The 14115-nt window shown below is 30.2% G+C and carries 9 protein-coding genes; 6 read left to right on the top strand and 3 right to left on the bottom strand.

Annotation, left to right across the window (positions count from 1 at the left end; genetic code table 11):
• Positions 1–185: 185 nt before the first annotated feature.
• The 3 genes from CC89_RS10080 (at position 186) to CC89_RS19550 (ending at position 4449) form a co-directional block, all read left to right on the top strand.
• Positions 186–2090 (top strand): DUF4396 domain-containing protein, encoded by a 1905-nt coding sequence (locus CC89_RS10080; protein ID WP_035291809.1) that lies wholly within the window; start codon positions 186–188, stop codon positions 2088–2090.
• Between the two features lie 38 nt (positions 2091–2128).
• Positions 2129–3355, top strand: a complete 1227-nt coding sequence (locus CC89_RS10075) for a cell wall-binding repeat-containing protein (protein WP_035291807.1) — start codon at positions 2129–2131, stop codon at positions 3353–3355.
• Between the two features lie 158 nt (positions 3356–3513).
• The gene (locus tag CC89_RS19550; RefSeq protein ID WP_051931696.1) at positions 3514–4449 is read left to right on the top strand and encodes a hypothetical protein; all 936 of its coding nucleotides are present in this window, start codon (positions 3514–3516) and stop codon (positions 4447–4449) included.
• A gap of 349 nt (positions 4450–4798) precedes the next feature.
• On the opposite strand, the gene CC89_RS10065 is transcribed toward CC89_RS19550, so the two are convergent.
• Positions 4799–5056 carry a DUF1657 domain-containing protein gene (locus tag CC89_RS10065; RefSeq protein ID WP_035291806.1) on the bottom strand — a complete coding sequence of 86 codons (258 nt, stop codon included), beginning with the start codon at positions 5054–5056 and terminating at the stop codon, positions 4799–4801.
• A 253-nt stretch (positions 5057–5309) separates the two neighbouring features.
• Here CC89_RS10065 and CC89_RS10060 point away from each other — a divergent pair, with 253 nt between their 5' ends.
• Entirely contained in the window at positions 5310–5798 is a 489-nt protein-coding gene (locus tag CC89_RS10060) for a hypothetical protein (RefSeq protein ID WP_341457741.1), read from the top strand.
• A 755-nt stretch (positions 5799–6553) separates the two neighbouring features.
• Here the strand turns inward: CC89_RS10060 and CC89_RS10050 are convergent.
• Positions 6554–8104, bottom strand: a complete 1551-nt coding sequence (locus CC89_RS10050) for an FAD-dependent oxidoreductase (protein WP_035291802.1) — start codon at positions 8102–8104, stop codon at positions 6554–6556.
• A gap of 666 nt (positions 8105–8770) precedes the next feature.
• On the bottom strand, positions 8771–9799 hold the full coding sequence (gene ltaE, locus CC89_RS10045; protein WP_035291801.1) for a low-specificity L-threonine aldolase: 1029 nt from the start codon (positions 9797–9799) through the stop codon (positions 8771–8773).
• Positions 9800–10163: 364 nt separating this feature from the next.
• Between ltaE and mscL the strand changes: the two genes are divergently transcribed.
• Both mscL and CC89_RS10035 read left to right on the top strand, forming a co-directional pair.
• Positions 10164–10595, top strand: coding sequence for a large conductance mechanosensitive channel protein MscL (gene mscL, locus CC89_RS10040; RefSeq protein ID WP_035291799.1), 432 nt, complete (start codon positions 10164–10166; stop codon positions 10593–10595).
• A gap of 302 nt (positions 10596–10897) precedes the next feature.
• Positions 10898–13441: a putative bifunctional diguanylate cyclase/phosphodiesterase gene (locus tag CC89_RS10035; protein ID WP_035291796.1), complete on the top strand. Its 2544-nt coding sequence runs from the start codon at positions 10898–10900 to the stop codon at positions 13439–13441.
• The last annotated feature ends 674 nt before the right edge of the window (positions 13442–14115 follow it).

The raw sequence follows: 14115 nt of genomic DNA, 5'->3' as shown, positions 1-14115 counted from the left end.
ATGAAAAATTGTCACGTCTTTTGTGTATTTTTATAGATAGAAAAGCAAATATTAATATATAGGTAGGTATATTTTAAACAAGAAGCTCCCATTTCAGCGTAAGCAAGTGGAGGGAGAGTTCACAGGGTGTAAATTCATAGATAGATTAATAATGATTAAGGAGCAATTAGTGGAGAGTGATATAAATGAAAAAAGCATCTGTATATGTAGCTACACTTTTATGTATTGTATTAGTTGTAGGTCAAATGAGAATTTTAAAAAATGCTATTTTCCCAGAAAAAATAAATTTAAAAAATGAGAGGGTTCATTTAAATACAGGAAATACCGTACGAGTTATGGGAAAATCTAAGGAGGATATAGGCATAAAAACTGCTGATATTTTATTTCCAGTTGGGGATTATAAAAGTAAGCCTAATGGATTTATAGTAATTAAATCAGATGAATGGCAACAGGTTTTGAGTTTAATGCCATTGGTAAAAGAGTACAATAGCCCTATTCTACAAATAAATAGCAGCAATAGAGAGAGTATTTTAAATTACGCTAAGAGTACACTTCCCAAGGGTATATTATCTTTAGATAATTCACAGATATTACTTTTAGGATCAAATATAGAAGATTTAAGAAAAGACTTTGAAAATACTGGACTTAGAGTGAAGGCTGTAAGCTATGAAAATACAAATGAACTTTTATCAAAGGTGTACGAAATGCAAAACTTTCAGAATGGAAATGAATATAATCAAGAAAAGTATGGATTTATAATCTCAGATAAAGAGCCTTTGATGGCTATACCAGTAGCACCTTGGATAGTTAGAAATGGAGGACTATTACTATACTTAAATAAAGATAATCAGCTTTATAATGCATCAAAACAGGCAATAAAAGATGTAAAGTTAGATAAACTATATATATTAGGCAAGAAGAATAATGCTGGAGAAGATTTTGTACAGAATTTAAATAAAAATTTAAATACACCAACTAAAGTTATTTCAGGGCGCAGTGCAGATAGCTTTGCCATTAATTTTTCCAGGTTCTATGATAATGAGGAGGGTGTTGGCTGGAATATAAATAGAAGTAGAAACGACAATCACCAAAGCTTTATGATTTGTTCAAGGCAAGAACCTACTATGGCTATATTAGGTAGTCAGCTTTCTCTGAAGGCCAAAGCAGGGCCGATTTTATGGACGGATAAAGATAAATTGTCTACTTTAACAGAAAATCATCTGTGGAGAAATAAGCCTAATTATTGGGTTAATCCTACAGAAGGACCATTTAATAATATTTGGGTAATAGGAAATGAAGATGTAATAGATTTTTCTGTTCAGGCTAGAGCAGATTACTCTCAAGAAATACAACCATATAAAACATTAGGACCTCAAGGAGTTAGCGGAGTAGATGTAATTTCTATAATACTCAGTTTAATCTCATTAATGGGGGCTCTTTGGACCGGACTACATGCTTTTTACAGGATGAAAAGATTAAATACTTTAACTAAAGTTATGTGGATATTGGCAGTACTGGTTTTGGGACCTGTGGGATTATGGCTTTACATAATATGTTATATAAACTCCCCTTGGATGAAAATGAACCAAAATGCAGTTTGGCTAAGACCATTATGGAAGCAGGCTGCTGTTGCCACAATTATGAGTATAGCTTTTGGGGCATCGGCAATAATAGGAGTTAACTACATATCTACTTATGTAGGATCACCTTTAATATCTTTCTATGGAAGATACGGTTCCTACCTATTAGGTAATCCTATGATTTTAAATATGATAATATCTTTTATAATTGCTTTTTTGTTAAATTTATTCGTATTTATGCCAGCTATGATAGCTGAGATGAAGGGAATAGAACATAAGGAAGCAGTTAGGGAGAGTTTACCTCTTACAATTATTTCTATCATTGCAGTTTCAGTGGGTATGTTCATAAGTATGTGGTGGCTTCATAGGGTATATTTACCAGTAATTCTAAGTGAAGAAAATATATCTTGGTTTGGATTTATGCAGTTTTCAGCTTTTATAGGATTTTTAACTTCATACATACCAAATTGGATACTTGTTAGGAATGGTAGAAAAATAGGTATTATGTAAGGAATTATAATACAACTGATGGAAGAAAGGGATTATTTATGACTAATGAAATTTTAAGAAAAATATATAGAGTAGTTTTGACAATTGCATTAATTCTTTTAGCTGTAGCTATATATTTCTTGTTCATATACAAACCTTATTATCATAGGAGTAAAACAATTTTAAAGGGAAATTCTATAGAGCAAAAAGTCACCAGTAATACAGTAAGAATTCAAGGGAAAACTTTGTATGGAACTACAGTAGCTATAACTCAAGTGGCCTATCCATCCTCATTTAAGTATAACAGGCCTAATGCAGTTATATTAGTGAGAGATGATAAAATGAAGGATGCCATGTTGGCAGCTAGAATTTCACATGAACCTATAAATGCTCCAATACTTTATACTAAAAAGGAGCATGTACCAGAGGAAACCTTAAAGGAGATAGATAGACTAAAGCCTGAAGGAATATTTCTAGATGGAAATACGAAAATCATTGTAATAGGAAATGTGGATGCTAGTGTATTAAAAACTCTAGATAATAGGAAACTTAAGTATAGGCATATAAATGGTGATAACGTTTTTGCTTTAAGTTTAAACATAGATAATTATTTAGCAGCATTAAATGGAGATCACAGAGATGCAGTAATAATAACCTCTATTGAAAATCCACAGTATGCATTACCACAAGCAGCATGGAGTTCTCATTCAGGCGATGGTTTCTTTTTTATACAAAAAGATAAAATTCCAAAAGAGGTTGAAAAAGCTCTAAAAAACAGACACGGAAAAGCATATATATACATTTTAGGAGGGCAAGAACTTATTTTAAATTCTACAGAAAAGCAACTTTCCAAATACGGTCATGTGCAAAGAATTCCATTAGGTAATGATGTATACAGTACATCGGTAGGATTTGCAAGCTATAAGGATTTAGGTAAAAATTTTGCTTGGTGGATAGGAAAAAGACCTAGAGATTTTGGATGGGGTATTTCGGAACCTGGACATAATTTCATATTTGTAAATCCAAAGCAATGGCAAATTGCTGTAACATCCACAGTTTTATCTCATAAAGGTAAGCATGCACCAATACTTTTAGTTCAGGAAAATGAAATACCAGATGTGGTGAAAAATTATCTTCAAGTAATAAAGCCAGCCTATAATTCACCACAAGAGCATGTATACAATAGTGGTTGGATAATAGGTTCTGAAGATGCCATAAGCAATCTTACTCAAACTAAAATAGATGAGTTATTAGAGATAAGCATGCCTTCATTTCAAATGAAGTAACTGGATACAGGTCGTTAACTCATTAGAAGTTTAATATTTGTCTTACAGAAAATCTTATAAGTTTGAATTAAGTAAAGAACAGTTATAAATTTTTAAGTTGTTAAAAGTGCATAAATAAAAAATAATAAAAATAAAAGAATTTTACAAAGAGGAGAAAAATGTGTAGAGAAGAAAAAAATGAAAATGAGCAAATAAAAAATAATATAGATAAAATAAGAAAAGAAAATATAGATAAAATAGGAAAAAATAATGCAGATGAAATAGGAAAAGAAAATATAGATGAAATAGGAAAAGAAAATATAGATGAAATAGGAAAAGAAAATATAGATGAAATAGGAAAAGAAAATATATATAAAATAAGAAAAGATAATATAGATAACGTAGAGAAAAATAATGAATTAAAAATGGAACAAAACCTAGATGGGGTAGAATATAAAGGAAAACTTAAAGTAGAAGATAACAAAGAGGTGATAGGAAAAAAAGAAAAAGTAGAAATTAAAGAAGAGTTGAGAAGAAAAGAAAAAATGAAAGAATTAGATAGGAAAGTTAAAGCAAAGATAGACCAGGAAGAAGCTCAAAATGCATTACATGAAAAGATGAAGAATAAGCTGGAGAACATTCCTAGGTACACCTATAGAGTTACAAAAATATTTTCTAAAAAAGAGGAATTACAGGGAGCTATTGATGACTTTAATAATAATGGAATCTACAATTTAAACAGCAAACAGCTTACAGATAATTATGTAGAGGAAGTATCCAGTACTTGTATTATATTCAAGCGAGAAGTAAAAAGTATTTTAAAAGCAGCGGTCTGTGGAGGCATAATAGGCGCTCTTATAGGATTATTTCATGGGAATTCAGTAATACCCATGCCTATTTTAAATCCTATTTCGTCAGGAGGTTCACTGGTATCTACTATTTTAACGTCAGCTGTATTTTCTATAGTGGCAGCTATAAGCACAGCCATAATAATGCTATTCAAGCCTATAGAAGAAGTGAACAAGGGATATTACATGCTTACAATATATGCAGACCGTGAAGATAAACAAACAATAGATGCAATCCTAGGAAGATATATAACTTTTGATATATAAGGAATTGAGTCTTTCTAATGCTTGGTGTATCATTCTACCTTTGAATAGTAATTTCATATTAATTTTCAACATCCATTTAAGACAGAGGTAAAAAATAAAGGGGCTGTTGCACTAAGAATAAATTCTACGGTATATTGTGTCAACTTTAAACTTGTAAAACAATATATTGTAGTGAATTCCTTAATGCGACAGCCATTTATTTTAGTTCACTTTAAATCTTTTATGACCATAGCTAACTAAACACTATAGTTAAGACATATAAAACCAGTGTCTTATGGAGGAATATACTAAATTTTAGCTGAGTGGCAGACTAGCATAATTAAGCCATAAGGTGCTTATTAATTTATATTTACTGTTGTTGATTTTCAGCTTGTATTTGTTGGTCAATTTGCTTTTGTTGTTCTTGAGGTTGATATTGAGGTTCTTCACTCATAATGTAGTTAACTCTACTTTGAAGCATACCTTCACACATCTTTAAGTTTTCAGCCACTTGATTAAATAATTTCTTTGCTTGAGGATCATCTGTATCCATAGAAAAAGTTTTGCAGCTGGATTCTGATGCCTTAATCATTTCTAAAGTTTGAGCTAATTTATTTACAACGGTCATTCTATAAAACTCCCTTCAAATTAAATTATTTTTCTATAATAGTATTTGAATTAATGAAAGAAAATATTCAGGTGTCAGGCACCTACCGATATATAGGGAATATAGTCGAAGTTTGATATATTAGAAATTTATGAAATTGAGATAATCTATAGATAAAATATTGTTTATAAATAATCCATATTGGAATTGTGGATGGTTGGAGAATAGAATATAAGATGAAGTATAATATATATAAGATTTGGAGGTTAGAAGTATGTTTATGGACAATGATACTTTAAAAGGTTTAGAGGCACAGCAAAGAGAAAAAATAATGAGAGAAGAGCTAGGCCATGAAAAGTGCAAAATACTAGATAAATACAATCTTCATCCAAATGAAAGACTTTACTGGGTAAGACTTCAGGAAAAATACCCGGATCAGGAATATTTTAGTCACAGATTTGCAAAAAAGAGTTCAGCTTTGGGAATGATTTTTCATATATATAGATTATGTTTTGCTAAAACTAAATATTTTGAAAATAACTGGGATAACTTTGTACCTTGTGTATATAATTATAAAAAAGGTTTTGTGGAAACACCAATATATAATATGGAATGTATAAAACAAAAAAGCACAGGCATAGTTTTAGATTTAAGAGAACTTGCCAAGATTAAGTGGATTCAAGACTTTAAGGATATATGTAATTACTTAGAGGAAAAACAAAAAGATGCAGAGGAACACTATGCTTCTCATAAAATAGTTTAATAAATGACATTTTGTAAGAAAATTGTGACGTAAGTGGCGTAGGAAAAATCTGCTTTTAAGTCCACAATAAATATATTTTTTTAGACTGTTCGCAGTACGCTAAGAAATTCTAATGTTTTCAAATTTGAATACCCTAAAGCTTTCAAACTCACTCGTTCCTCATTCAGGCAATGAAAGCTTCTTAACGGGTATTCAAATTTGAAAACAAAGAATTTCTAAAGCTAGCTCAATAGTCTAAAAAAATATATTTATTGTTCCCTTAAAAGCAGATTTTTCAGGTCATGCGTATATCGTCACGGGGAGAGAACAGCCTACTAAAGGAGGATTTTCCTCCGCTTCGCTATGGAAAATCTTTAATTTATAAATAGGAAAGCGCTCATAATATTTTTTAGGCGTAGCCTTTCTAAAAATTATATGATACTTATCAAAATAAGATAATGGCTAAAATTTAATTCATTTTGCCGTGAGGCATAGGGTTGTATAAATTTTAGTTTTAGTATTTTCGCTGGCTATCGCTAATAAAAGATTTAAGTTAAGCCAAAAAGAGGCTGTTGCATTAAAGAATTCACATACAATATATTGTTTTGCAAGTTTAAATTTAGCACAATATATAGTAGGATTTATTCTTAGTACGACAGCTCCTTTTAAAATTGTAAAATTTTCATAATGCAATGAAGAAAAATTATCCTTTACTAGCCCTCTAGCCCACTGGCTAACTAGCACACTTAAGCCATAAATTGCGTCGCAATTTATTCTTAGAGTATATTGGGGGATATTTTATTAGGAGACTCCTTGTAGTGGTTTAAATCTCTTGTGGCAGGACCTTCAATTACGTGTCCTTCGTAGGAAAATCTTGAACCGTGGCAAGGACAATCCCAGGATTTTTCTGCTGCATTCCAGTTTAAATCACATCCCATATGTGTACAAGTAGTATCAACTATATGAAGATTTTCAGTGGAATCTCTATAAACACCATACTTTTTGCCGTCTATTTCGACTACCGTACCTTCACCTATAGAGACATGAGCGTCCTTTTCACCTGCAGTTAGCTTCCCTTTAACAAGATGTTTTGCTGTATCGGAGTTTACAGTTATGAAGTTTTTCGCGGAGGCTGTAAAATTAGTCCGTGAAGGACTATATGCATTCTGCCATGGACTCTTACCGTTTATTATCAAGTCTCTTATAATCATAGCGGAAGCTGTGCCGTTGGTCATGCCCCATTTTCTAAAACCTGCGGCTACATATATGTTTTTTTTCGAAGAGGTTAAATTTCCCACATAAGGTATATAATCAAGAGTTGTATAATCTTGTGCGGACCAACTATAAGGAAAATCTTCTATTTGGAATAAGGAGTTTCCGAATTCCTTTAATCTTTCAAAGTGGTTTATAGTATTTTCTCCATGAGCTGTTCTGTGATTTTCTCCTGCTATAAGAATTAACTCACCGTCATTATGTTTTTGGCGTCTAAGGGAACGAGTGGGGGTTTCGGCATTTATAAACATTCCAGTGGGAAACTTATCTTTAGATTTTGCACATACTATGTAAGATCTTTCAGGCTTCAATCTAGCGAAATATAATCCAAAACCATCGTAAAATGGAAAATGTGAACATAGAATTACTTTTGAACAAGTAATTTTTTTCCCTTCTTTTGAGGTTAGAACACAAGGATTTCCATATTCAACATCTACTATGGCAGTGTTTTCAAATATACTACAATCGTTAGTGGAGTTGCCACTAGATATTTCTTTTGACAAACCCAATAAATACTTTCTAGGATGAAATTGGTACTGGTCTTCAAAGCAAATGCCTGCTTTTATAGGTAAGTTAAGAGGAATTTCATTTACATAGCTAGCTTTCAGTCCTAAATTTACAGCAGCGCCTACCTCATCTTCTATTTTATGTATGTAATTTTTATCTTCAGTGTACACATAAGCAGGTAACTTCTCAAGATCACAATCTATTTTTAAATTCCTAGAGAGTTTATTTACAAGTTCTATGGCTTTTTCGTTAGCATCAGCATATTCCTTAGCTATAGTATTTCCAAGAGAATTTATTAACTTAGAATATATAAGGTCATGCTGAGACGTTAATTTAGCAGTGGTGTGCCCAGAAGTAGATTTTGCTATCTTATCGCTATCTATTAGAGCAAGTTTTACACCTTCCTGCTTTAAAAGATAGGCACAGGTTATTCCACTTATACCTGCACCTACAATTGCTACATCTACATGAATATCTCTATCTAGTGAAGGAAAGTTTGTGTCCTCTGTGGAATCTATCCAATAGGATTTGGTATTTTTCTCATTCATATTTATTTTTAGTGAGAAATATAAGAATATATTTTCTCAAATCTCCTTTCTAACGTATTATGTTCATTAATTATAATTTAATTTTTATAATAGATTTATGTATTTGGGAAAAGCATTGTAATTACTTTATTATTTTTAGTAATTGCATACAAAAATATTCATAAATCCAAAGCTTATAATTAAAGAGCTAATTTATTATTTAACTAGAAAAATAAGTAACTGGTTGAATATGGACTTCAAATTAAGTAATTAAGAAAAAAAGTTTAAAAATTAAGCGGAAAAATTCAAAAGTTAAGTAAAAAATTAAAATGATAAGTAAAAAATTAAAAAACTAAGCAATTAAATAAGCAGAAAATTAAAGAATTAATTACAATGACAAAAATAAAACTAGAGCAATACTTTTAAAAAGTAAAAACTCTAGTTTTATATAAACAAGCAATTTTATGAAAAATAGTTTAGTTGATGTATATATAACTGATTAATCCACAATAAGGTACAATGTGGTGGAATTATGAAATTTTTCCTCCAGGACTTGCATAAGAGCTGGGAACAATAAATTTAAATAGTCCCTTCGCTTCTTATGCAGGTCATTCCAGAAAAGTTTCATAATTCAAGTAGTGTAATGCTTTTTGTGGGTTAATCATATAACTAAATTTTACGTATTAATTACAAAAGTTCCCTTATGCATTTCACAATATAATAAACGTCTTCTTCCTTAATCCAGTAGTGAGTTACAAACCTCATAAGGCCATTTTCAGGAGGATTTATCTTTATACCTTTCTTTAACAGTTCATCTTTTAGTTTTTCCCCAGATACGCTGCTGTCCTCCATGCTGAAGAAAACCATATTTATTTGAACATCATCTTTGAAAACTTTAAATCCAGGTATTTTAGAAAGTTCATCTGCTAAAATTAAAGCATTTTTGTGGTCATCTGATAATCTTTTAGTCATGTCTTTTAAAGCTAACAATCCAGCAGCTGCAAGAATTCCACTTTGTCTTAATCCTCCACCCATTAATTTTCTCTTTTTCTTAGCTCTATCTATAAAATCCTTATCTCCAGCTACTATGGAGCCCACAGGAGCACAAAGACCCTTTGAAAGGCAGAACATCACTGAATCGCAGTATTTAGTTAATTCTTTAGGGTCAACCTTTAAATAAGTTGCAGCATTGAAAAGTCTAGCACCATCTAAATGAACCCTTAAATTATTTTTTTTAGCTATGGAAAAAACCTCTTCCATATAAGTAACAGGTGGAACAATACCATTAGAATAGGCATTTTCAATACATATTAAGCTTGTACCAGGATAGTGTATGTCTTCCTCAGCAGTTCTAATTTTTCTTTGAATTTCTTCAGTATTCATCATGCCTTTATGGGTATTAATTGTTCTAAGTTGGACTCCAGCAATAACAGAAGCAGCTCCCACTTCATGCATTATTATGTGGCAGTCATCCCCTAAAATGACTTCATCTCCTCTATTGCAGTGTGTGAAAAGACATAGCTGATTTCCAAAAGTACCACTGGGAACAAATAGAGCGGCTTCTTTTCCCACAAGTTTTGCAGCATATGCCTCTAGTTCTTTTACAGTAGGGTCGTCACCGTAAACATCGTCTCCTACTTCAGCAGAAAACATAGCTTTTCTCATTTCTTCTGTCGGGTTTGTAACTGTGTCACTTCGTAAATCCATGAATTTCATATTCAATACCTCCGTATGATTATTATATTTTAATTATATATCTTATAAATGGGTAAAATCTATAACATAATTTTACAACTGATAATTAAAACTCAAATATGTATTTCAGAGAAGTTTTTAAAATTATATTTAGAATATATATTTAAATTAAATCTTTACAAATAAGTTATTAATAATTATAATTAAATAATAATGAATATATTAAGTCCATTTAAAAATGAATTTTTATTCTAGGAATATGTACTTGAATACTCCTATTATCTATAAAAGTTAGGTATGATGGTATATTGACTCTGAATAACAAGTTCTATTTAATTTAATATGAAGGGAGGGAATGCTAACTTAATTAAGGTTAGCCATTGCCATGTTAAAAGAATTTAAAAAATTTGCTTTAAAAGGGAATGTAGTAGACTTAGCTGTAGGTGTTATCATAGGAGGGGCTTTTGGTAAAATTGTTTCATCCTTAGTAAATGACATAATAATGCCTATAATAGGAAGCTTAGTAGGAAAAGTGGACTTTTCTAATTTATACATAAACTTAAGTGGACAAGAATTTAACTCATTAGCAGAAGCTAAGAAAGCTGGAGCAGCCACTATAAATTATGGATTATTTTTAAACAATGTAATTGACTTCTTAATAATTGCCTTTTCAATATTTATAGTTATACGTCAATTTGATAAATTTAAGAAAAAAGAGGCACCTGTTGTAACCACTAAGAAATGCCCATACTGTTGCACTGAAATAGATATAGAAGCAACAAAGTGTCCAAACTGTACTTCAGAAATAGGTGCCTGACACCTCCCGGAAAATGTCGAAGATTGCTGATGAATTTATGTATCAGCAGTCTTTATTTTTTGTAATAATATACGAATTAGTATATGGGGGATTATAATGAAATAAATCATAATTATAGGAGTTTTAGAATAATAATCATATTAAAAATGATAAATTTAATTAATCTACTACCTATCTCATTTTCTACAAAACATATGAAAAGTATGTAATATTTTGACGTATGTTTTATAATGGTATAAGAGGTATTGTGTAGATACGTTGTTTGGCTATAAGGGGAAATTGAAAGAAAGGGGTATACCATTATGAAACTTTTTCAATATAAAAGGCGAAAAAACATAGTAAAATATTTATTGAGAATAATGATACCCTCATTTTTAATATTAGTTATAACTATATACTCTGTTTATTTATTGCAAATTAAAAATGAAAGGCAACTAATAAAAATAAAGCAGCAAAAGGATGTACAATTACTGAAATATGATTTAGAATATACTCTTAATTCAGTGGTTACTGATTTTAAAGTAATAAAAGACTCCAACGAAGTAAACGATTATATAAATAATTCTAATGGTGAGAATATAAATAATATGCAAAAAATGTTTGAAAGATATGCTAATAATAAAAAAATATATAGAAGCATAAAATTTATAGATTCACAAGGGAAAACGGTGGCTTATTTTCAAAAGAAAGAAGATTTAGCCATAGATAAAGCTTTTATGGAATTTAAGATAGATGTAGAAGATAAAAATAAGCAAAAGGTGGGACAATTAGTTTTTGAATATGAATCTGAATATCTTTGGAAAAAATTAAAGGGATATATTAAAAATAATGGAGATTTTGCATTTGCACTTCTAAGCCATGATAAAATAATATTTACTCAAGGAAATTATGTGAGTATACCGGATAATAAAAAGATAGGAAATGTGGAAAATAATAAAGGCATATATTGTATAGAAAATGTTGAGCCAATTAGAATAAATGAAGAAAATATTTATGTTTACGGAGATAATGTACGAGACAACTGGACGTTAGTATGCTATTTTCCAAAGAATAAATTGAATTTAATAAAGGAAAGTTGGTTTAAAGGTGTAGTAGGCATAATAATAATATTTACAATAATAATAGTATTGTTATCATACGTAAGTGCTGTGATAATTTATAAGAGAAAAAGGACAGTTAGAAGATTAAAACTGGTTATGAGTATTCTTGAAAATTCAGGAGAAGCCATAATTTTTACAGATGCACATACAAATATAATATATGTAAATAAAACCTTTTGTAAAATTACAGGATATTATGATAAAGAGGTGATTGGCCTTCAGACATCCTACTTTAAATCAGGAAAGCATAGTAAGAAATTCTATAAAAAGATGTGGGCAACAATTATAAACGAAGGAAGATGGCAAGGTGAAATATGGGACAAACGAAAGAATGGTAAAATTTATCCAAAGTTACTCACTATAATAGCTGTAAAAGGAGATTACAAAAAAGTTAGTGGATACATAGGAATTTTTAGGGATTTATCTGACATAAAAAATAAGGAAGAAAGTATAAATAAGCTTAAAAATTATGATACTATTACATCTCTGCCTAATGCAAGTTTAATGAAAAAGATATTTAATCGTAGATTTTCAGATGCGAATAAATTAGATGGAAAAAATATATACATAATATCTATAATTATAAGTAATTATGATACTATTAAAAATAGCTTAGGTGTAAATACTATAGATAATTTAATGCTTCAATTTACTGAAAGAATTAGAGAAAACTGCAAAGAAGAATGTATACTTTCTAGGATGAGTAGCGATGAATTTTTAATATTAATAAAGGAAGAAAATAATGAAGATATAATTCTTCAGTTTTCGAAATTAATAACTAATTCTTTAAAATTACCTTTTACTATAGAAGAGCAATTTGTATATTTAAAAGGAGATATAGGAATAAGTAATTATCCAAAGGATTCAAATAATATAGATGAGCTAGTAGAAAAGGCTAATATAGCTAGAGCTTATGCTAAGGATATTGGAGAATACAATGTAGTTATGTATGAGCAAGGACTTAGAGATAAATATTTAAAAGATATAAATATAGAAAATCTGCTTAGAAGTGCTATAAAAAGAGGAGAGATCTACTTAAACTACCAGCCACAAGTTGAATTAAAAAATGAAAAAATAGTTGGTGCAGAAGCACTTATTAGATGGAATAGTCATGAAATGGGAATGGTGTACCCTAATCAATTCATACCTATAGCAGAAAATACGGATATGATAATTCCTATAGGAAAATGGGTTATAGAAGAGTCTTGTAAAAATCTAAGCCTATGGAGAAAAGAATATAATAGGGATATAACCATTGCAGTTAATATATCACCTATACAGTTTAAGAAATCAGATATGTATAAAACCATAAAGGAAATTTTAGAAAAGTATAATTTACCAGGCCATTGTTTAGAGATAGAAATTACAGAAGGAGTCTTAATAGATAATATAAACAATATACAAAAACAGTTAAAATCTATTAGAGAATTAGGAGTGAAAATGGCTATGGATGACTTTGGAACAGGATATTCATCTTTAAGTTATTTGAGAAGATTCCATTTTGATAAAGTAAAAATAGACAGGGAATTTGTGAAGGATTACCCAGAAAAAGAAGATGGAACTTTGGCTAAAACAATAATAAACTTATCCCATAGCTTAAAACTAAAAGTATTAGCTGAAGGAGTTGAAACAGAAGAGCAAATTGAATTTATGAAAAAAAATTCTTGTGATGAGATACAAGGTTATTATTATAGTCCACCAGTAACAGAAGAAAAATTTCAAGAACTACTAAAAAAAGACATGTAGAAAATATAAGAATATTGTGAAGCAATACATTGAAGAAAAATCTGATTTTAATTCCGTAATAAATGTGTAATTTGGGACTGTTCACAATACGCCAAGAACTTCTAAATGTCTCACAGTTAAAGACCCTAAAGCTTTCAAACTCACTCGTTCCTCGTTCAAACATGAAAGCTTCTTAACGGTTCTTTAACTGTGAGACATAAGAAGTTCTAAGGCTAGTTCAATAGTCCTAAATTTCACATTTATTACTACATTAAAATCAGATTTTTAGTTTAATATGTATGTGGTTTGGGAGGCGAAGCCTTTCGTTTTAGTCTTTAGTCTCTAATCCCTAGTCATCAATCCCTAGTACCAAAGGTTTTTTAGGTGCTGGGTTATAGGGATTAGATGCTAGAATCCGTTGTTATAATCTATATTTATGTGTTTCAACCTATATCTCGATCACTCATTATAAATCAACGGGCTCACGCCAAAAAAATTTTAAGCGCTAAACTTCTAGAATAATAAATAATTACTTATTTATTAAAATAAAAAAGTAGAAAACGTTTAATATATTTTGATGTAAGGTATTGTTTTATATCAATCTTAGTTTTACTATTTAGCCTGGCTGCCGCCAATAAAAGATTTTCAGTAGCGCAGCGGAGGAAAATCATCCTTTAGTAGGCCGTATTCTCCCC

The sequence above is a fragment of the Clostridium sp. KNHs214 genome (genome assembly GCF_000744935.1).
Taxonomy (GTDB): Bacteria; Bacillota; Clostridia; order Clostridiales; family Clostridiaceae; genus Haloimpatiens.
Note: the sequence above shows the minus strand (reverse complement) of the source record. Positions and strands in the feature narration are given on the sequence as shown.